The sequence below is a fragment of the Streptomyces sp. NPDC028368 genome, assembly GCF_055565615.1.
The window spans coordinates 17,891-37,472 of the sequence record NZ_JBVHTY010000020.1 but is presented as its reverse complement, the minus strand read 5'-3'; the positions used below and the strand labels follow the sequence as shown (position 1 = coordinate 37,472).

The window sequence follows — 19,582 nt, the reverse complement described above, 5'->3', positions numbered from 1 at the left end:
TCATCCGAAAACGTCCCTTACCGCCGCAACCACGGAATCCGGCTTCGGCTCCATGTCCCCTGTACCGGCCTCGTCCGCGGAGCGCGCCGGATCGGTGAAGCTCAGCGTGTGTGCGACGCCGATCAGGATATTCCGGTAGTCGTCGGCCATTTCCACGGCGGATGTAACCAGTTGAATCACCACGATGTCGGGCCCGCCGGAGCCTGTCACCGCGATCGCGCCCTGCCAGACGTTGCCCATGAGAGGACCGTCGCCGTCCTCGGGCGGGCGGCCCGGGGCGATCGTGCGCCGCTCTTCCTCGGAGAAGAAGGCAAGGCCGGCCGGCAGCTCCAACGGGCGCCCGCCCCCGTCCGGCACGTCGTCAGCCGACCCCATCATGCCGGCGACGACCAGCTTGGCGCCGCCCCCGTGCGACGGGACGGTCGAGAACGTGATGACGGAGGTGACGGGTTCGCCATCCTCGTCGAGGTGCATGCCGTGCAGGCAGGCTCGCGCGTTCTGCGCGTTCAGCGACGTGACGAGGCCGGCATAGAACTGCACCACCGACTCGGCCTGCGCGCGCATGTCATCGGGCAGGCTGCGTACCTGCTCGACCAACGCCTCGATCTGCTCGACCGGTGGATCGAGGTCCAACTGGATATACGCCACCGGTGCGCCGGACCCGGCGCGGGATCAGAAGAAGCCGCCGTCGGCCTCGACGGTGCGGCCTGCGAGGCAGGAGGCGCCTGTGGCGCCGGGAAGAGCCCGGACGCGTGCATGCACGACTCCGGGGCGGCTTTAGGTCTTGTCCGTGGAGTCATGCTCGCAGTCATCGACGGACCGACGCGACGCTGCCGCCCCAAGAAACGCAGGTATGCGCCCCGGCCTTGGAGAAGAGGCCGGGGCGCATCTGCAGGACGAACTCAGGCTAGGCAGCAGCCGATGCCGGGATCTTCTCGTCCACACCATCAGCGGCGGCCGAGTCGAGGCTGATGCTCTTGACGCCGTTGTACGCCTCGCGGTCCAGGATCTTTTCCTTGGCGGAGACCAGGATCGGGATGACCGACTGGCCGGCGACGTTGGTGGCCGTACGCATCATGTCCAGGATCGGGTCGATGGCCATCAGCAGACCGACGCCTTCCAGGGGCAGGCCCAGGGTGGAGAGGGTCAGGGTCAGCATGACCGTCGCGCCGGTGAGGCCGGCGGTGGCGGCGGAGCCGATGACGGAGACGAAGGCGATCAGGATGTAGTCGCCGATGCTCAGGTGGACGTCGAAGATCTGGGCGATGAAGATCGCGGCGATCGCCGGGTAGATCGAGGCGCAGCCGTCCATCTTGGTCGTCGAACCGAACGGCACCGCGAAGGAGGCGTACTCGCGCGGCACGCCCAGGCGCTCGGTGACCTTCTGGGTGACCGGCATGGTGCCGACCGAGGAGCGGGAGACGAAGGCCAGCTGGATGGCGGGCCAGGCGCCGCGGAAGAACTGCAGCGGGTTGACCTTCGCGACGGTCCACAGCAGCAGCGGGTAGACGCCGAAGAGGACCAGGGCGCAGCCGATGTAGATGTCGACGGTGAAGGTCGCGTACTTGCCGATCAGGTTCCAGCCGTACGTCGCGATGGCGTTGCCGATGAGGCCGACGGTGCCGATCGGGGCGAGGCGGATGACCCACCACAGGGCCTTCTGGAGCAGTTCGAGGACCGAGCGGCTGATCTTGAGAACCGGCTCGGCCTTCTCGCCGAGCTGGAGGGCCGCGATACCGGCGACGGCCGCCATGAAGACGATCTGCAGGACGTTCAGCTCGGTGAACGGCGTGATGATGTCGGTGGGGACGATGCCGGTCAGGAAGTCGATCCAGGAGCCGGCGTGGTCGGGGAGCTTGCCGTCCTTGGGGGTCAGGCCGGTGCCCGCGCCGGGGTTGGTGAGCAGGCCGATGGCCAGGCCGATCGCGACGGCGATCAGCGAGGTGGCCATGAACCACAGCAGGGTGCGGGTGGCGAGCCGGGCGGCGTTGTTGACCTGTCGCAGGTTGGTGATCGACACCAGGATCGCGAAGAAGACCAGCGGGGCGACGGCCAGCTTCAGCAGCTGCACGAAGAGGTCGCCGATGTGCTGCAGCGTGGACGTGAGCCAGCCGACGTCACCGCTCTTGGCGACCCAGCCGAGCAGCACGCCGAGGGCGAGGCCGGCCAGGATCTGGACCCAGAAGGGGATCTTGGGTATTCGGGATGACGTGGGCGTCTGGGCAGACGTGGACGAGGACAACGGACACACTCCGGTGAGGACAGACAAGGCACGGGGGAACGGCGGGAAGAAGCGCCAGGAGGTCCGTACGAAGGGATCTCCGGCCGCTGGATGAGGTGGTCAGCGGCGGCAACAGGCCGCGGACATGCAGCGGCAAAGATCGACGTGCAGGCGCGCCACGAGCGGAACGCTCATGGGGGACGGGGGCGCGGCTGCTGTCTTCATGCCAAGCACGTTAACACTTGAACTTTGAGGAACCCAAAGAAAATCTTTGGGTTGGGGAGGCCGCCGCGGGTGGGACGGGCAAGCGGCGGAAAGGGGGTAAACGCGGCAGGCGCCCGGCAGTTGGGGAGTTCCCAACTGCCGGGCGCCTGCCGCGCAAGGTGTGGTGTGAGGCGTCTTACACCCGCCGCACGCCCCGGCCGGACGCCGCTCTCACGCCCTCTGCCGCCCGCCGGCCCCGCTCAGATGCCGTCTTCCTGGCTGCGGTTGGCCGCGAGGCGGTCGCGCTGGCGGTCGACCTTGGCCACGATCTGCTCGGACATCGCATCCCGCTGCCGGCGCAGCAGCACAAAGCTGAGGGGCGCGGAGATCACGATGGCGAGCAGCAGCAGCCAGACGAAATTGGAGCTGCCGACACCGAGCGGAATGATCCGGAAGTAGGCCAGCGCCCACACCGCGGCGAACGAGGCGATGAAAAGGCCGATGCGAAGCGCGGTGTAGCGGAGCGTGGCGAACTTGGGGCTACTCACGGACGGGACCTTCTTCTCAACGGCAACCGAAAGGGTCTCCTGCCAGTGAAGCACAGCGGCCGAGGCGATCTTCCGCACCCCCACAGCCGCCCGTGGCCGCCGTCCCGCTCACCCCAGCTCGAGCCACATGGTGACGTCATCGCGGAAGTCCCCCTCCGCCACCTTGATCGCGCCCGGGACCCGGCCGACCTCTTTGTAGCCGCACGAGCCGTAGAAGCGGGAGATGCCGGTGCCGCCGCGGCAGGTGAGGCGTATGCCGTGGATGCCGTCGGTGGTGCGGGCGGCGTCGGCTACCGCGGACATCAGCGCGCGGCCGGCGCCCTGGCCCTGGAGGGTGGGGTGGACCATGACGGTGTAGACCCAGAGCCAGTGCTTCATCAGGCGGTGGGTGTTGAGGGTGAGGAAGGCCGTGGCCAGTACGCGGTCGTCCGCGTCGCGGCCGACGACCAGGCGCCCGCGGCCCTCGGCCATGGCCGTCAGGTGCATGAGGAGGTCGGGCCGGACGTCGTCGACGGTCACCGGCGGCACAAAACCGACGGCACCGTCGGCGTTGGAGACGTCCGTCCACAACGCGCAGATCCCGTCCCGGAGTTCGGGGGTGACAGAAGGGTCCAGGTCGAAGCGCACGCTCATGACCTGGACCCTAACGTCCGCCACTGACAATCGTCTGACCAGGTCAGATACGCATCGGCTGGGGGGCCTCACGGCGGTCCGGGTCCGGGCCCGGGTACTCGCGGATGGCCTCGTAGCGGGTGTTGCGCTCGACGGGGCGGAAGCCCGCGTCGCGGATCAGGTCGAGCAGGTCGTCGCGGGTGAGCTTGTTCGGCGTGCCGTAGTTGTCCGCGTCGTGCGTGATCTTGTACTCGACGACCGAGCCGTCCATGTCGTCCGCGCCGTGCTGAAGGGCGAGCTGGGTGGTCTGCAGTCCGTGCATCACCCAGAAGCACTTGACGTGCGGGACGTTGTCGAAGAGGAGGCGGGAGACCGCGAAGGTCTTGAGGGCCTCGGCGCCGCTGGCCATCGTCGTACGGGCCTGGAGCTTGTTGCGGACCTTGCCGTCCTGCATGTCGACGAAGTCGTGCTGGTAGCGGAGCGGGATGAAGACCTGGAAGCCGCCGGTCTCGTCCTGGAGTTCACGCAGGCGCAGGACGTGGTCGACGCGGTGGCGGGGCTCCTCGATGTGCCCGTAGAGCATGGTCGAGGGGGTCTTGAGGCCCTTTTCGTGGGCGAGGCGGTGGATACGCGACCAGTCTTCCCAGTGGGTGCGGTGGTCGACGATGTGCTGCCGGACCTCCCAGTCGAAGATCTCGGCGCCGCCGCCGGTCAGCGACTCCAGGCCGGCCTCGATCAGCTCGTCGAGGATCTCGGAGGCGGTCAGGCCGGAGATGGTCTCGAAGTGGTGGATCTCGGTGGCGGTGAAGGCCTTCAGGGAGACCTGCGGGAGGGCTTCCTTGAGGGCCTTGAGGGAGCGCGGGTAGTAGCGCCAGGGGAGGGTCGGGTGCAGGCCGTTGACGATGTGCAGCTCGGTGAGGTTCTCGCCCTCCATCGCCTTGGCGAGGCGGACGGCCTCCTCGATGCGCATCGTGTACGCGTCCTTCTCGCCCGGCTTGCGCTGGAAGGAGCAGTAGGCGCACGACGCGGTGCACACGTTGGTCATGTTGAGGTGGCGGTTGACGTTGAAGTGGACGACGTCGCCGTTCTTGCGTGTGCGCACCTCGTGGGCGAGGCCGCCCAGCCATGCCAGGTCGTCGGACTCGTAGAGGGCGATACCGTCCTCGCGGGTCAGCCGCTCTCCGGCGTGGACCTTCGCCTCCAGCTCGCGCTTGAGGCCCGCATCCATAGATGCAGCCATCCGTCGCCTCCCAGTATCTCTGCCGTATCCGTGCCGCTTCGGTGCTCTTTCGGTACCGAAAAAACGGCTTCGCCGAGCCTACTCCCCCGCTTTCCGGGCGGACGGAGCCCCCATGCGCCGGGCGGACGGAGTCGCCCTGACGCAGCCCCGCCCGCCCCGTCCGCCGTACCGGGCCTCGCCCTTACTCGCCCTCTTCGGGCAGCTCGCCGACCCGGTTCTCCCACTTGGTGGAGAGCACGATCGTGGTGCGGGTACGGGAGACGCCCCTGGTGCCGGACAGCCGCCGGATGGTGCGCTCCAGGCCGTCCACATCGCCCACCCGCACCTTGAGCATGTACGAGTCGTCGCCGGCGATGAACCAGCAGTCCTCGATTTCGGCGAGGTCCTTGAGCCGACGCGCCACGTCCTCGTGGTCGGCGGCGTCCGAGAGGGAGATGCCGACCAGCGCGGTGACGCCGAGCCCGAGGGAGGCGGCGTCGACCGTGGCGCGGTAGCCGGTGATCACGCCGGCCGCTTCGAGCCGGTTGATCCGGTCCGTGACGCTGGGCCCGGAGAGGCCCACGAGCCGGCCGAGCTCCGCGTACGAGGCCCTGCCGTTCTCGCGAAGTGCCTGGATGAGCTGCCTATCCACCGCGTCCATGCCCTCAAGCCTTCCAATCTTTACGCATTTTCGAGTTCTACATGTAGAATCTAAGGCATACAGGGCCACAAGCCCTGCGAATCTTTTGCATCCTCCGATGATCAGCCACGAACTGATCAGCGACGATCTTCACAGGAGTTGTCACCGTGTACTCGATCGAGATGGCCTACGTCCGCATGCGCGAGCTGCAGGATCAGGCCAATCGTTCACGTGCCCACAAGGAAGCGGCCCCGCGGACCCGGCGCCTCTTCGGCCGCGCCGCCGCAGCCAAGAAGCGCTAGACACAGCTAGGACGGATCCGGGGCCTCCTCCTTGGAGCCACCCCGTAGCTCCCCCTCCCAACGCCGGTACAGACCGTGCGGCACCTCAGCCGCATCGAGCACCCGGCCCGCGACGAAGTCCACCAGGTCCTGGATGTGCGTCGCCCCCGCATAGAACGCCGGAGAGGCGGGCAGCACCACGGCGCCCGCCTCGTCCAGCGCCACCAGATGCTTCAGCGTCGGTCCGTTCAGCGGAGTCTCCCGCACCGTGACCACCAGGCGGCGGCGCTCCTTGAGCGTCACGCTCGCCACCCGCTGCAGCAGATCCTTCGAGAGCCCGAGCGCCACCCCGGCCACACACGCCGTGCTTGCCGGGACGATCAGCATCCCCTTGACGGGATACGAACCGGACGACGGGCCGGCCGCCAGATCACCGGCCGGCCAGTACCGCACATCTGCCAGTCTCTCCTCGGTCACCGGAAACGTCTCCGGCTTGCCGTCGGCCCCGAGCGCCAGCCATTCCCGCAGGTCGGTGCGCCAATGCGCATCCCGGAAGGCGATGCCGGTCTCGTCCAGCAGCGTCAGCCGCGACGCCCGGCTGACGACGAGATCCACCGCCTCCCCCGCGGCGAGCAGCCCACGCAGCACGGACGCGGCATACGGCGTTCCGGACGCGCCGGAGATCCCCACGACCCACGGACGGCGGCGGCCGGGGTCCTGCTTGCTGATGTCGTTGTGCGGCGGCTCCACAACATCGAGCCTATCCGGCGGAACCACCGACCCCGTCACGACCGTTCTTACCTGTGCGCCCCTCACGCGGCCCCGCCGAGGGCCGCCCCGCCGGGGGATGAGAAGGGACGGCCGGACGATGACAGCACGCGCGAAGCCCGCGATCTTCCTGATGCTGGGCTGGGTCGCCCTGCTCTGGGCGCTCGAAGGCCTCGACTTCGTCACCGGGAACGCCCTGGACACCTTCGGCATCCAGCCGCGCGATCCCGCCGAGCTGGTCGATGTGGTGCCCGCCGCCTTCCTGCACTTCGGCTTCGGCCACCTGGCGGCCAACACCGTGCCGCTGCTGGTCCTCGGCTTCGTCGCCGCGCTGCGCACGGGGATACGCCGCTTTCTCGCCGTGGTCCTGCTGGTCATCCTCACCAGCGGCGTCGGCGTCTGGCTGACCGCCGCCCCGGGCAGCAACACCGCGGGCGCCTCCGGCGTCGTCTTCGGCCTCTTCGGCTATCTCCTGGTGCGCGGCTTCATCGAGCGCAAGCTCCTCGACATCGGCATCGGCGTGCTGGTCGGCGTGGTGTACGGCTCGATCATCTGGGGCGCGCTGCCGACCGACAGCCAGATCAGCTGGCAGGGGCATCTGTTCGGGCTGATAGGCGGCGTGGTGGCGGCCTTCGTCCTGAGGGAGCGCACCCGTCCCGCCACCGCCGGGTCCGCTGTCCGACCCGTCCCGTAGTCTCGGAAGAACGGGATCCGCGGGCCGCCAGGGGCAGTTGACGCCACGACGGCAGGCGGCAACAACAGCACAAACGGGGTGAGCAGAGCATGTCGGACTACCACCAGCCCGGATACGGGCCACACGCCGGCGGACCGCAGCAGCCGTACGGCCCCCAGCCGGGCTGGGGCAGCGACCCCTCGGCGAGCGGCTACGGCTACCCGGCGGGCCCCGGCTATCCGGCGGGCCCCGCCTACCAGCAGCCCGCTCCCGGCTATGGCCCCCAGCCGCCCGTGCCCTCCAAGGGTCCCGCGATGTGGACGCACCTCGGCGCGCTGCTGACCGTCGTCGTCGGCTCGGGGATGTGCTGCGGCCTCGGCGGATTCCTCGGCTGGGTCGTCCCGCTCTCCATCCGCAACAGCGCCCGTAACCAGCACAACCCCTACGTCCGCCACCACGCCACCCAGGCCATGAATTTCGGCTTCACCCAGGCCATCGTGGCCCTCATCGGGCTGGTCCTGTACTTCGCCAGCGGGTTGGCCTTCGAGGTTCTCGCCAACGAGCAGCAGAAGGACAACGGTCTGGCGGTCCCGCTGCTGACCGTGATGGGCATCATGGCCGCGTACGCCATATCCGGGATGGTCTGCGCCATCATCGGCACGGTGAAGGCGAACAGCGGCGAACTGTGGTCCTACCCGCGGCTGATCGCCTGGCCGATGGCCAAGGTCTGACCCCGACGGCCGCCGGCCCCCTACGGCCGCCGGGTCGTCCCCCGCGTCCGTCGGCCCGTCACACCGTCAGACCCCGCACCAGCAGATCCAGCAGCGCGCACACGAACAGCGCGATGCCGATGAAGCCGTTGACCGTGAAGAAGGCGCGGTTGAGCCGGGACAGGTCGTGCGGGCGGACGATCGTGTGCTCGTAGAGGAAGGCCGCGGCCACGATCACCAGGCCGGTCCAGAAGAAGATGCCGGCGCCGGTGGCCAGCGCGTACCAGACCAGCAGTGCCGTGGTGACGACATGACTGGCGCGGGCGCCGTGCAGCGCCGCCGGGATGCCGAAGCGGGCCGGCACCGACTTCACGCCGTGCGCCCGGTCGGCCTGGACGTCCTGGCAGCCGAAGATCAGGTCGAAGCCGCCGATCCAGACGCCGACCGCGAGACCGAGGATGACCGCGTCCCACGACCAGGTGCCGCTGATCGCGATCCAGGCGCCGACCGGCCCCATGGCCTGGGCCAGGCCCAGGATCGCGTGCGGGAAGTTCGTGAAGCGCTTGCCGTACGGATAGACCACCATCGGCACCACCGCGATGGGCGCAAGGGCCAGACACAGCGGGTTGAGCAGCGCCGCGGCGCCCAGGAAGAGCACCACGGCGACCAGCGCGCCGGTCCATGCCGACTTCACGGTGACCGCGCCGGTGACCAGTTCACGGCTCGCCGTGCGCGGATTGCGGGCGTCGATCTCGCGGTCGATGATGCGGTTGCAGGCCATCGCGAACGTCCGCAGCCCGACCATGGCGATGGTGACCAGCAGCAGCCGGCCCCAGTGGACGTTCTTGTCCCACTGGAACATCGCGGTGAGCGAGGCGATATAGGCGAAGGGCAGCGCGAAGACCGAGTGCTCGATCATCACCAGGCGGAGGAACGCCTTGGTCCGGCCCGGCTGCGGGACTGCTGCGGCGGCGCTGGTCACAGGCCGTACTCCTTCCAGCGGCGGTCGACCAACGCGGCCGTCCGAGGGTCGGACTCGACCATGTTCGGCCAGCCCCCGTCGCGCGTATAGCCCTCCTCGGGCCACTTCTTCGTCGCGTCGATGCCCGCCTTGCCTCCCCAGAACTGCTGGTAGGAGGCGTGGTCGAGATGGTCGACGGGGCCCTCGACGACGGTCAGGTCGCGGGCGTAGTCCGTATTGCCGAGCGCGCGCCAGGAGACCTCGTGGAGGTTGTGGACGTCACAGTCGGCGTCCACGACCACGATCAGCTTGGTCAGCGACATCATGTGCGCGCCCCAGATGGCGTGCATGACCTTCTGCGCGTGCTTGGGGTACTTCTTGTCGATCGAGACGATCGCGCAGTTGTGGAAGCCGCCGGACTCGGGGAGGTGGTAGTCCACGATGTCCGGGACGATGATCTTCAGGAGCGGCAGGAAGAAACGCTCCGTGGCGCGGCCCAGCGGACCGTCCTCCGTCGGCGGGCGGCCCACCACGATCGACTGGAGCAGCGGGCGCTTGCGCATCGTCACACAGTCGATCTTCAGCGCGGGGAACGGCTCCTGCGGCGTGTAGAAGCCGGTGTGGTCGCCGAACGGGCCCTCGGGCAGCATCTCCCCGGGCTCCAGCCAGCCCTCCAGCACCACCTCGGCGTTCGCCGGGACCTGCAGCGGGACGGTCTTGCAGTCGACCATCTCGATCCGCTTGCCCTGCACAAAGCCCGCGAAGAGGTACTCGTCGATATCGCCGGGCAACGGCGCGGTCGAGGCGTAGGTCACCGCCGGCGGGCAGCCGAAGGCGATGGCGACCGGCAGCCGCTCACCGCGCTTGGCGGCGACCTGGTAGTGGTTGCGGCTGTCCTTGTGGATCTGCCAGTGCATGCCGATGGTGCGCTTGTCGTGGCGCTGGAGGCGGTACAGGCCCAGATTGCGCACGCCCGTCTCGGGGTGCTTGGTGTGCGTCAGGCCCAGGTTGAAGAAGGAACCGCCGTCCTCGGGCCAGGTGAACAGGGCCGGGAGCCGGTCGAGATCGACCTCGTCGCCCTGGAGCACGACCTCCTGGACCGGCGCGCTCTCGCCCTTCACCTTCTTCGGCGGGACGTGCGTCATCCCGGCGAGCTTGCCGAACGCCTCGCGCACCCCGACGAAGCCCTGCGGCAGCTCCGGCTTGAGCAGTCCGCCGATCTTGTCGCTGATGTCGCCGTACGCCTTCAGGCCGAGCGCCTTGAGCAGCCGGCGATCGGTGCCGTAGACGTTCATGGCCAGCGGCATCGCCGAACCCTTGACGTTCTCGAAGAGCAGCGCCGGCCCGCCGGACTTCTGCACCCGGTCCACGATCTCGCCGACTTCCAGATACGGGTCGACCTCGGCCTTGATGCGCTTGAGGTCGCCCTCGCGCTCCAGGGCCCGCAGCAGGGAGCGAAGATCGTCGTAAGCCATACGCTCCAGTATCCGGTACGCACTACCCTGTACGGGTCACCGGGCCCCCGCCGTGGGCCCGTCATCGTGTACAGGGGGCCCTTCCGCAATGCTCAGGTATCTGCCGTTCCTCTTGGTCCTGGCGCTGTGGATCTACGCCTTCATCGACTGCCTCAACACCCCCGAATCGCAGGTGCGCGGCCTGCCGAAGGTGGTGTGGGTGATCATCATCCTGCTCTTCGGCGAGGTGCTGCTGGGCCCGATCGCCTGGCTGGTGGCGGGCAAGCACCGGCAGCCGGTGACGGGCGGCGGCAGCACGCCCTCGGAGTGGCACCGCAACCACAGCACGAAGTTCGTCGCACCGGACGACAACCCCGAGTTCCTGCGGTCCCTCAAGGAGGAGAACAAGAAGGACGAGGCGCTGCTCAAGGACTGGGAGGCCGATCTGCGGCGCCGCGAGGAGGAGCTGCGCCGCAAGGAAGGCGGCTCCCGGAACGACCAGAGCGGCCCGAGCGGTCCCGACGACGCGCCGCCGCCCGCCAGGGGCTGAGTCCGCACTTCGCCCGTTCGCACGTTGCCGGGCCGCGGCCGAGCGAGGAGAGTTGCGGTCATGGACCAGGCACCGGATCAAGGCCGTACGCAGGACTGGGCGGGCGACCGCGACGAGTTCCGGCGGCACGGCAGCGTCGACGGCCATACCGACCCCTACGGCCACCCCACTCACCTCCAGGAGCAGGCCCGCGCGATGCTGGCGACGGCGGTCGCCGAGGCGCGGGCCGGGCTGGCCGAGGGCGGCATCCCGATCGGCGCGGCGCTCTACGGGCCGGACGGCACGCTGCTCGGGCGCGGCCGCAACCGCCGCGTCCAGGACGACGACCCGTCGGCGCACGCCGAGACCGCGGCCTTCCGCGCTGCCGGCCGGCAGCGCAGCTACCGCGGTACGACGATGGTCACCACCCTCTCCCCCTGCTGGTACTGCAGCGGCCTGGTGCGCCAGTTCGGGATCTCCCGGGTGGTGATCGGCGAGGCCCGTACCTTCCATGGCGGACACGACTGGCTCGCCCGGCACGGCGTACGGATCGTGCTGCTGGACGACCCCGGGTGCGCGACGATGATGCGGGACTTCATCGGGACGCACCCGGCGCTGTGGAGCGAGGACATCGGCGACGAGTGAGGCGGGCGCCGGGCGCAATTCGGTGGCCGCGGGACGGCCGGTAGGCCAGGATGAGCCGCCATGAGCACCGACCCCGACGCCCCCGTCCCCCAGGTCCCCGAGCCTGCCCGCCGTATCCGGGCGCTGCACACCGAGAAGACCGTCACCGTCTATCAGGCGTACGCCCCCGGGCTCGGCGTCCCCGCCGTCCGGGACGGCCGTTTCCCCGCGGCCTGGAAGCGCGAGCGGATGACCTGGATCAAGCCGTCGTTCCTGTGGATGATGTACCGCTGCGGCTGGGGCACCAAGGACAGCCAGGAGACCGTGCTCGCCATCGAGATCGACCGGGCCGGGTTCGACTGGGCGCTGGGCAACGCCTGCCTGTCGCACTACGACGCCGACGAGCACCCCGACCGGACGGCCTGGCAGCGGCAGTTGAAGGCCTCGCCGGCCCGGGTGCAGTGGGACCCGGAGCGTGATCTGCATCTGACGGCGCTGCCCTACCGGTCGCTGCAGCTCGGCCTGTCCGGTGAGGCCTCGCGGCGGTACGCCGACGCGTGGACGGTGGCCATCACGGATGTGACGCCGCTGGCCCACGAGATCCGTGCGCTGGTGCGCTCCGGGGAGACCGGGGCGGCGGCCGCGCTGCTCCCCGAGGAGCGTCCCTACCCGGCACCTGGGGGAACTCCTGGCCTGAGCCGCGTGTCCTGACACAGCGTCATAAACGCGTAGTTCTGGCCACTCAGGGTCCGCCGCGCGCTGCTTCGTGTGGCGTATGAGACGTAGCGACGACCGGCCAACTCACGTTCGTTCACGGCCATTTGATGCAGCGTTCAGTTACCTCCCCCTGCCCGGGAAACTCGGCCACCGCCACAGTCGGGTCGGCCCACCGAGGCCCCACGCGACTCAGGGAGAGTGGCACATATGCCTGACATGACCCGACGCAGACTCCTCGGCTCCGCGGCCGGCGCGATCGGCGGCGGAGCCGCGCTGTCGCTGCTGCCGCCCAGCGTGCAAAAGGCCATCGCCGCCGGACCCCCGCGGCACGGCTCACTCGAGGACGTCGAGCACGTCGTGCTGCTCATGCAGGAGAACCGCTCGTTCGACCACTACTTCGGCACCCTGCGCGGCGTCCGCGGCTTCGCCGACCCGGACGCGCTCACCCTGCCCGACGGCCGGTCCGTCTTCCACCAGCCGGACGCGGAGAACCCGGACGGCTATCTGCTGCCGTTCCACCTCGACACCCACACCTCCAGCGCGCAGGCCATCCCGTCCACCAGCCACGCCTGGTCCGTCCAGCACGAGGCGTGGAACGGCGGGAAGATGGACCGCTGGCTGCCCGCGCACCGCAAGGCCGACGGGATCAACGGTCCCTATGTGATGGGCTATCACACCCGCGAGGACATCCCCTTCCAGTTCGCCCTCGCCGAGGCGTTCACCCTCTGCGACAACTACTTCTGCTCGGTCTTCGGCCCCACCTGGCCCAACCGCCTCTACTGGATGAGCGGCACCATCGACCCCGGCGGCACGCAGGGCGGCCCGGTCCTCAACAACACCGCGCCCAAGCCGTACCGGTGGACGACGTATGCGGAGCGGCTGGAGGCGGCCGGCATCAGCTGGAAGGTGTACCAGGAGGAGGACGACTACGGCTGCAATCTGCTGGAGCAGTTCCAGACGTTCAAGGACGCCAAGCCGGGCGAGGCGCTGTACGAGCGCGGGGTGCGGCCGCAGCCGGCCGGTACCTTCGAGGACGACGCCCGAGCCGACCGGCTGCCGGCCGTCTCCTGGCTGATCCCCACCAGCTACCAGTCCGAGCACCCGGACTATCTGCCGGCCGCCGGCGCCGACTACGTCGCCAAGAAGATCGAGGCCATCGCCTCGAATCCGCGGGTGTGGCGCAAGACCGTCTTCATCCTCAACTACGACGAGAACGACGGCCTGTTCGACCATGTGCCGCCGCCGGTGCCGCCCGCCGGGACGAAGGACGAATTCGTCCAGGGCCTGCCGATCGGCGGCGGCTTCCGCGTGCCGTGTCTGATCGTCTCTCCCTGGACGGTCGGCGGCTGGGCCGCGGGCGAGGCCTTCGACCACACCTCGGTGCTGCAGTTCCTGGAGCGCTTCACGGGCGTCGACGAGCCCAACATCAGCGACTGGCGGCGCGCCGCCTTCGGCGATCTGACGTCCGCGTTCGGCTTCCGTGCGGCGCACCGCCCGCCGCGGCTGCCGGACGACACCGCCGAGCAGCTGGCCGAGGCGCAGTGGGAGGTGGCGCATCTGCCGAAGCCGACGCTGCCGGGGGCGGGCCAGCGGCCGCCCCGCCAGGAGCACGGGCGGCGCAGGCGGCGCTGAGGGATCCCGGACCCGCACGGACGACGGTGCCGTACGGGGCCGGGCTCATGGCGAGTCCGGTTCCGTACGGCACCGAGGCGGGTGGATCGTGGCTCAGACTCCGGCGTACGAGTGCAGCCCGGTCACGAAGATGTTCACGCCGAAGTAGTTGAACAGGTAGCAGGCGAACCCGATCAGGCCCACCACGGCGGCCTTGCGGCCCTTCCAGCCGGCCGTGGCACGGGCGTGCAGATAGCAGGCGTAGGCGACCCAGGTGATGAAGGCCCAGACCTCCTTGGGGTCCCAGCCCCAGTAACGGCCCCAGGCGGCCTCGGCCCAGATGGCGCCCGCGATGATGGTGAACGTCCACAGCGGGAAGACGGTGGCGTTGATGCGGTAGGCGAACTTGTCCAGCGTGGCCGCCGAGGGCAGCCGCTCCAGCACGGAGGTGGCGAACGCGCCGGGCTGCTTGCCCGACGGGTCCGCGAGCTTGGCCTCGTAGGGGTCGCGGAAGAGGAAGAGCAGCGTGGCGACCGCGCCGAGGTAGAGCGCCGCGCCGGAGATGATCGCGCAGCTGACGTGGATCCACAGCCAGTACGAGTGCAGCGCGGGCACCAGCTGGTCGCTGGAGGTGTAGAGCACCGAGACGGCGAGCCCGAGGTCGAGCAGGACGGTGGTGACCAGGGGCAGGCCGACCCAGCGGACGTTCTTCTTCAGTACGAGAAGGAGCAGGTAGAAGCTGACCGCGACGGCCGCGATGGTCGTGGAGAACTCGTACATGTTGCCCCAGGGGGCACGCTCCACGGACAGGGCGCGGGTGACGACGCCGCCCACGTGCAGCGCCCAGGCCAGGACGGTCAGCGAGACGGCGATCCGGCCGTAGAGGTCGCCCTTCTCGGTGCCGCCGGCGGCACCGGGCCCGTCGGGGACGTCGCGGGTGCCGGTCGCGGCCTTGGTGATGATCTTCGGGCGCTCCAGTACGGCGGTGCCGCCGCCCTTCTGGGCCACCTTTACGGACACGCTCGCGGGCGCCTTGGCCTCGGCGGTGAGCGCCGCGGCGGTACGGCCGACCTTGCTGCGGCTGCCGAACACCCACTCGGCCATATGGGCGAGGAAGGCGAGGGTATAGACGGCCATCGCCGAATAGACCAGCACATTGCTGTTGTGAGCCAGTGTCTCGTTGGCTGCGGCAGCGAGATTCACGCGCGCGCTCCTTCAGAGGGATCAGCAGGATCGGCAGAGTCGGTGGGCTCCGTCGGGTCTTCGTCGGCGGCCTCGGCCGCGGGCTCCGCATCCGGGGCGGGCGGGGCGTGGGGCCCGAGGGCCACGGCGAGATCGGCGAGTTCGTCCGGGAGCCGGGCCGACTCACTGCGGCCCAGGCCCGCCATCTCGACGACCGTGACGCCGTCGGCCCCCTGCTCCGCCCGGACCCACACCCGGCGGCGCTGGATGAACAGCGACCCGGCCAGGCCCACCAGGGCGAGGACCGCGCCGGTCAGCGCGAGGCCGTTGCCGGGCTGATGGGTGATCTTGAAACTGGCCCAGGTCTTGACGCCCTCGAAGGTGATGGAGCCCTGGCCGCCCGGGAGCTGCATGGTGCTGTCGGCCTCGGCGTCCTTCTTCGTCAGGCCGCCCTTGATGCCGGCGTGCTGCTTGGTCTGCCGCTCCAGCCGGTCCTTGGGCATCAGCATCTTCTTGAAGATGTTGCCCTTTGCGTCCTTGTACTGCTTCATCCGCTTGGTGTCGAGCTGGTAGACGTTCTGCGGCAGACCGGAGTCCACGCCCAGGTCGCCGTGCCAGGCGTTCACCGCCAGCACGGGGAAGTCCAGCGCGGGGAACTGCGAGAACATCGACCCGGAGTTCTTGCCGCCGAAGGTCGGTACGAACAGCCCGTTGAAGCCGAGCTGATTGCGCTTGCCGTCCTTGGTCTGCGCGCCCGGCACCTTGACGACACCGGTCGAGGTGAAGTTCTTGGGGTCCTGCGGGAGGAAGGGCACCGCACCGTGGTAAACGACCTTGCCGCGGCCGTCCTTGACGGTGACCACCGGCGAGTAGCCGTGCGAGAGCAGGAAGACCTTGGAGCCGGCGATCTCGAGCGGGGTGTTCACCTCGATCGCGGTCTTGTGCTCCTTGCCGTCCGCGCCGGTGAAGTAGGTGACGTTGGCGCGGAAGACGCGGGGGGTGCCCTTCTGCGGTCCGGTCCGTTCGTAGGTCGCGTCGAACTTCTTCAGTGTGAAGCCGAACGGTTCCATGGTGTCGGTGTCGAAGAACGGGCCGGACTTGAAGTCGTCGTACTGGACGAGGCTGTTGGCGAAGCCGTCGCCCTCGGTGACCAGCTTGCCGCCCTCGGACTTCCACAGGCTGCCCACCGCGAAGGCCACCAGCATCACGATCAGCGCGACATGGAAGAGCAGGTTGCCGACCTCGCGCAGATAGCCCTTCTCGGCGGCGACCGCGGTGCCGGCCCGGTACGCCCGGAAGCGGCGCTTCTTCAGCATCCGCTGCGCCGCTTCGAGGACCGCCTCGGGCTCCGCCTCGCTGCGCCAGGTGGTGTACGCGGGCAGCCGGGTCAGCCGGCGCGGGGCGGCCGGCGGGCGGCCGCGGAGCTGTCCGACGAACTGCCAGCTGCGCGGCACGATGCAGCCGATCAGCGAGATGAACAGCAGCAGATAGATCGCCGAGAACCACACCGAGCTGTAGACGTGGAACATCCCCAGCTTGTCGTAGATCGCGCCGAGGGTGTCGTGGTCGGTCTTGAACTGCTCGACCTTGACCGGGTCGATGCTGGTCTGCGGGATCAGCGAGCCGGGGATCGCGCCGATGGAGAGCAGGAAGAGCAGCAGCAGCGCCACCCGCATGGAGGTCAGCTGCCGCCAGAACCAGCGCACCCAGCCCAGGGGGCCGAGCGAGGGGAAGCTGATGTCTTCCTTGGGGGCGGTGGAGAGCTGGGATCCGGCGGCGCCGAGATCGTTGCCCGCGTCGGGGGCGGGGCCCGGCTCGCGGGGGCTGCCGGTCTTCGTGGCCATCAGTCAGATCCCAACATTGAAGCTTTGCGTCCAGCCCTGCAGATCCTGCATCAGGCTGTCCCAGACGCCGGTGACGAGGAGGATGCCGAGCGCGATCATCATGCCGCCGCCGATCCGCATCACCCACTGGTAGTGCCGCTTGACCCAGCCGAACGCACCGAGCACCCGGCGGAAGGCCAGCGCCACGGCGATGAACGGCAGGCCCAGGCCCAGACAGTAGGCCACGGTGAGCAGGGCGCCCCGTCCGGCGTTGGCTTCGGAGAAGGCGAGGGCGTTGACGGCGGCGAAGGTGGGGCCCAGGCAGGGCGTCCAGCCGATGCCGAAGAGCAGCCCGAGCACCGGCGCGCCGGCCAGCCCCATGGCGGGCTTCTTGTGGAAGCGCAGCTCTCGCTGGCCGAAGCGGGTGAGGACGCCGGCGAACGCCAGCCCGAGCAGGATCATCAGCACGCCGAGGACCTGCGAGATGGGGCCCTTGTAGTCCTGCAGGGTCTTGCCGAAGTACCCGAAGAGGGCGCCGCCGGAGACGAAGACGGCGGTGAAGCCGAGGATGAAGAGTGAGGCACCGGCCAGCATCCGGCCGCGCTTGGCCTCGCCGAGGTCGGTTCCGGTCACGCCGGTCACGTACGACATATAGCCGGGGACCAGCGGCAGGACGCAGGGGGAGAAGAAGGAGACCAACCCGGCGAGCAGCGCCACGGGTATGGCAGCGAGCAGGGAGCCGTTGACGACGGTCTGGTCTCCCGCGGCGGCGGCGAGCTCGATCACGCGATCACTTCTCGGCGGTCAGCGGGGCGATCATCTTGCGCAGATCGTCCTCGGTGAGCGGGCCGAGCGAGCGGGCGGCGATCTTGCCGTGCCGGTCGATGGCGATCGTGGAGGGAATGGCCTGCGGGTTGAGGCTGCCCTTGGGGAAGCGCAGCATCAGCTTGCCGGTCGGGTCGTACAGGCTCGGGTACGGGATCTTGTGCAGCTCCTCGAAGCTGACCGCCTGCGACTTCTCGCTGTCGCGGGTGTTGATCCCGATGAACTGGACGCCCTTGGCCTTGGTCTCGTTCGCGACCTTGGCGAAGTTCGGCGCCTCGGCGCTGCACGGCCCGCACCACGAGCCCCAGACGTTGAGGACGACGACCTTGCCCTTGTAGTCGGCGACGTCCAGCGGCTTCTTGCCGGTGGTGGTCTCCCCGGACAGCTCGGGCGCCGGCTGCCGGTCGGCCCTGGGCACGGTGTCGATGCCGTTCTTGCCCTGGACGAACTTGGTCTGGGCCGATCCGCCGGAGGTTCCGTCACCACAGGCGCTCAGCATCAGCGAGGCCGCCGCGGCCCCTGCGGCGATCAGGGCGATACGGCGGCGATTGGTGCGGCGTGGACGGCAGGCACTCATGTGAAAAGTTTCGCATGGGCCGATTCCGGATCTTCCGCACCCCCCTCACGCGGCGCCACCCGGCGCAAAGGGGCATGTCAGGACGTACGGGCGAGGCGGGGGGCCGAGGCGTAGGGGCTCAGGCGGCCGAGAGGTAGGAATTCCAGCCACCGGAGGGCCGCTGCCCCACACCCATCCGCTGGAGCTTGGCCAGCACGTCCGGGTCCTGGGCGTCGAGCCAGTCGGTGAACTGCCGGAACGACACCAGGTGCACATCCCGGTTCTTGTCGTCGGCGATGTGCTTGAGCGCTGCCTCGACGGCGTCCATATAGATGCCGCCGTTCCACTGCTCGAAGTGGTTGCCGATGAAGAACGGCGCGCGATTGCTCTCGTAGGCCCGCTGGAATCCGGCGATATAGGCGTCGGTGGCCTGCTGCCGCCATCCGGGGTAGTTGGCCGGCGGGGCCTTTGTGGAGTTCCGCGACTGATTGGCGAGGATGTTGTAGTCCATCGAGAGGACCTCGAACGAGTGGCCCGGGAACGGAATCTGCTGGAGCGGGTAGTCCCAGATGCCGAGCTTCTTCTTGGGCCACATCTGCAGACCGCCGGGCGAGCTGGCGTCGTAGCGCCAGCCGAGATTCTTGGCGGTCGGCAGCAGATTTTCCTGACCGAGCAGGCAGGGGGTGCGGCCGCCGACCAATTCCTTGCGGTAGTCGAACGGCAGCGGTTCTATGTCCGTGAACCCCGTATGCGTACGCCACTTGGTGACAAAATCCATCGCCTGGTCGATCTCGGACTTCCATTGCTGCGGCGTCCAGTGCTTCACGGTGCCCGAGCCCGAGCAGAAGTGGCCGTTGAAGTGGGTGCCGACCTCATGGCCGTCCAGCCAGGCCTCGCGCACGTTCTTCAGCGTCGCCTTGATGTGCTCGTCGGTGAGATAGCCGATGTCGGAGGCGCCGCGCCGGTTGTTCGGCGGTTCGTAGAGGTGCCGCTTGGATTCCGGCAGGAGATAGAGCCCGGAGAGGAAGAATGTCATGGCCGCGCCGTGGTCCTTGGCGAGCTTGAGGAAGCGCGGGAAGAGGCCGTTGCCGACCTCTCCCGCGCCGTCCCAGGAGAAGACCACGAACTGCGGCGGAGTCTGACCGGGCTCCAGCCGTTCGGGCTGCTTGGGCTGATTCGGCTGCGCGCCGGAATTGGCGGTCGAGCCGTCACCGATGAGTTTCGAGCGAGCCTGCACCGAGTTCTGCACCCGTTGCTTGTCCGCCTCCTCGTCCGAACCGGACGAGGAGCAGCCTGCTATGCCGAAGGCCGCCGCTGCTCCAACTCCCATGCCCAGCAGGTCCCGCCGACTGATTGCACGCATACCGTGACCCCATCCGTACTCGCCGTACTCGATGTCCATATAAACGGACAACTGAGTAGAG

At 68.9% G+C, this 19,582-nt stretch carries 21 protein-coding genes; 7 read left to right on the top strand and 14 right to left on the bottom strand.

Annotated elements, in window-relative coordinates:
- The 6 genes from ACZ4S3_RS34275 to ACZ4S3_RS34250 all read right to left on the bottom strand — a co-directional run bounded on the left by ACZ4S3_RS34275 (nucleotide 1) and on the right by ACZ4S3_RS34250 (nucleotide 5,465).
- The gene (locus tag ACZ4S3_RS34275) at nucleotides 1–648 is read right to left on the bottom strand and encodes a hypothetical protein (RefSeq protein ID WP_467941644.1); all 648 of its coding nucleotides are present in this window, start codon (nucleotides 646–648) and stop codon (nucleotides 1–3) included.
- A 259-nt stretch (nucleotides 649–907) separates the two neighbouring features.
- Complete coding sequence (locus tag ACZ4S3_RS34270; protein ID WP_467941642.1) at nucleotides 908–2,242, bottom strand: dicarboxylate/amino acid:cation symporter; 1,335 nt, start codon at nucleotides 2,240–2,242, stop codon at nucleotides 908–910.
- 443 nt (nucleotides 2,243–2,685) lie between these two features.
- Nucleotides 2,686–2,973 carry a DUF4229 domain-containing protein gene (locus ACZ4S3_RS34265; RefSeq protein ID WP_467941640.1) on the bottom strand — a complete coding sequence of 96 codons (288 nt, stop codon included), beginning with the start codon at nucleotides 2,971–2,973 and terminating at the stop codon, nucleotides 2,686–2,688.
- Between the two features lie 108 nt (nucleotides 2,974–3,081).
- Complete coding sequence (locus ACZ4S3_RS34260) at nucleotides 3,082–3,606, bottom strand: GNAT family N-acetyltransferase (protein WP_467941638.1); 525 nt, start codon at nucleotides 3,604–3,606, stop codon at nucleotides 3,082–3,084.
- 43 nt (nucleotides 3,607–3,649) lie between these two features.
- Nucleotides 3,650–4,813, bottom strand: a complete 1,164-nt coding sequence (gene mqnE, locus ACZ4S3_RS34255; RefSeq protein ID WP_467941838.1) for an aminofutalosine synthase MqnE — start codon at nucleotides 4,811–4,813, stop codon at nucleotides 3,650–3,652.
- 193 nt (nucleotides 4,814–5,006) lie between these two features.
- A complete protein-coding gene (locus tag ACZ4S3_RS34250) occupies nucleotides 5,007–5,465 on the bottom strand; it encodes an Lrp/AsnC family transcriptional regulator (protein WP_467941636.1) in 459 nt (152 codons plus the stop codon).
- Between the two features lie 146 nt (nucleotides 5,466–5,611).
- Here ACZ4S3_RS34250 and ACZ4S3_RS34245 point away from each other — a divergent pair, with 146 nt between their 5' ends.
- Nucleotides 5,612–5,746 (top strand): hypothetical protein, encoded by a 135-nt coding sequence (locus ACZ4S3_RS34245; protein ID WP_467941634.1) that lies wholly within the window; start codon nucleotides 5,612–5,614, stop codon nucleotides 5,744–5,746.
- Between the two features lie 6 nt (nucleotides 5,747–5,752).
- On the opposite strand, the gene ACZ4S3_RS34240 is transcribed toward ACZ4S3_RS34245, so the two are convergent.
- Nucleotides 5,753–6,475, bottom strand: coding sequence for a UbiX family flavin prenyltransferase (locus tag ACZ4S3_RS34240; protein WP_467941632.1), 723 nt, complete (start codon nucleotides 6,473–6,475; stop codon nucleotides 5,753–5,755).
- A 118-nt stretch (nucleotides 6,476–6,593) separates the two neighbouring features.
- Here ACZ4S3_RS34240 and ACZ4S3_RS34235 point away from each other — a divergent pair, with 118 nt between their 5' ends.
- Both ACZ4S3_RS34235 and ACZ4S3_RS34230 read left to right on the top strand, forming a co-directional pair.
- Nucleotides 6,594–7,187, top strand: coding sequence for a rhomboid family intramembrane serine protease (locus ACZ4S3_RS34235; RefSeq protein ID WP_467941630.1), 594 nt, complete (start codon nucleotides 6,594–6,596; stop codon nucleotides 7,185–7,187).
- An 89-nt stretch (nucleotides 7,188–7,276) separates the two neighbouring features.
- Nucleotides 7,277–7,897 carry a DUF4870 domain-containing protein gene (locus tag ACZ4S3_RS34230; protein ID WP_467941628.1) on the top strand — a complete coding sequence of 207 codons (621 nt, stop codon included), beginning with the start codon at nucleotides 7,277–7,279 and terminating at the stop codon, nucleotides 7,895–7,897.
- A gap of 58 nt (nucleotides 7,898–7,955) precedes the next feature.
- Here ACZ4S3_RS34230 and mqnP read toward each other — a convergent pair whose 3' ends face one another.
- Nucleotides 7,956–8,858 carry a menaquinone biosynthesis prenyltransferase MqnP gene (gene mqnP, locus ACZ4S3_RS34225; protein ID WP_467941626.1) on the bottom strand — a complete coding sequence of 301 codons (903 nt, stop codon included), beginning with the start codon at nucleotides 8,856–8,858 and terminating at the stop codon, nucleotides 7,956–7,958.
- Complete coding sequence (locus tag ACZ4S3_RS34220) at nucleotides 8,855–10,312, bottom strand: menaquinone biosynthesis decarboxylase (protein ID WP_467941624.1); 1,458 nt, start codon at nucleotides 10,310–10,312, stop codon at nucleotides 8,855–8,857. The genes mqnP and ACZ4S3_RS34220 overlap by 4 nt, the downstream gene beginning before the upstream one ends.
- Before the next feature lie 88 nt (nucleotides 10,313–10,400).
- Here ACZ4S3_RS34220 and ACZ4S3_RS34215 point away from each other — a divergent pair, with 88 nt between their 5' ends.
- From ACZ4S3_RS34215 to ACZ4S3_RS34200, 4 genes are all read left to right on the top strand, one after another.
- Nucleotides 10,401–10,841, top strand: a complete 441-nt coding sequence (locus tag ACZ4S3_RS34215; RefSeq protein WP_467941623.1) for a PLD nuclease N-terminal domain-containing protein — start codon at nucleotides 10,401–10,403, stop codon at nucleotides 10,839–10,841.
- 60 nt (nucleotides 10,842–10,901) lie between these two features.
- Nucleotides 10,902–11,465, top strand: coding sequence for a nucleoside deaminase (locus ACZ4S3_RS34210; protein ID WP_467941621.1), 564 nt, complete (start codon nucleotides 10,902–10,904; stop codon nucleotides 11,463–11,465).
- 60 nt (nucleotides 11,466–11,525) lie between these two features.
- Entirely contained in the window at nucleotides 11,526–12,155 is a 630-nt protein-coding gene (locus tag ACZ4S3_RS34205; RefSeq protein WP_467941619.1) for a DUF4291 domain-containing protein, read from the top strand.
- A 213-nt stretch (nucleotides 12,156–12,368) separates the two neighbouring features.
- Nucleotides 12,369–13,793, top strand: coding sequence for an alkaline phosphatase family protein (locus tag ACZ4S3_RS34200; protein WP_467941617.1), 1,425 nt, complete (start codon nucleotides 12,369–12,371; stop codon nucleotides 13,791–13,793).
- A gap of 93 nt (nucleotides 13,794–13,886) precedes the next feature.
- Here the strand turns inward: ACZ4S3_RS34200 and ccsB are convergent, their stop codons facing one another.
- The 5 genes from ccsB to ACZ4S3_RS34175 form a co-directional block, all read right to left on the bottom strand.
- Complete coding sequence (gene ccsB / locus ACZ4S3_RS34195; protein WP_467941615.1) at nucleotides 13,887–14,975, bottom strand: c-type cytochrome biogenesis protein CcsB; 1,089 nt, start codon at nucleotides 14,973–14,975, stop codon at nucleotides 13,887–13,889.
- A complete protein-coding gene (resB, locus tag ACZ4S3_RS34190) occupies nucleotides 14,972–16,798 on the bottom strand; it encodes a cytochrome c biogenesis protein ResB (protein ID WP_467941613.1) in 1,827 nt (608 codons plus the stop codon). Before resB ends, ccsB begins: the two co-directional genes overlap by 4 nt.
- 3 nt (nucleotides 16,799–16,801) lie before the next feature.
- Nucleotides 16,802–17,563: a cytochrome c biogenesis CcdA family protein gene (locus ACZ4S3_RS34185; protein ID WP_467941611.1), complete on the bottom strand. Its 762-nt coding sequence runs from the start codon at nucleotides 17,561–17,563 to the stop codon at nucleotides 16,802–16,804.
- Nucleotides 17,564–17,567: 4 nt separating this feature from the next.
- Nucleotides 17,568–18,179: a TlpA family protein disulfide reductase gene (locus tag ACZ4S3_RS34180; protein WP_467941609.1), complete on the bottom strand. Its 612-nt coding sequence runs from the start codon at nucleotides 18,177–18,179 to the stop codon at nucleotides 17,568–17,570.
- A gap of 118 nt (nucleotides 18,180–18,297) precedes the next feature.
- Entirely contained in the window at nucleotides 18,298–19,521 is a 1,224-nt protein-coding gene (locus ACZ4S3_RS34175; protein WP_467941607.1) for a polysaccharide deacetylase family protein, read from the bottom strand.
- Nucleotides 19,522–19,582: the final 61 nt, after the last annotated feature.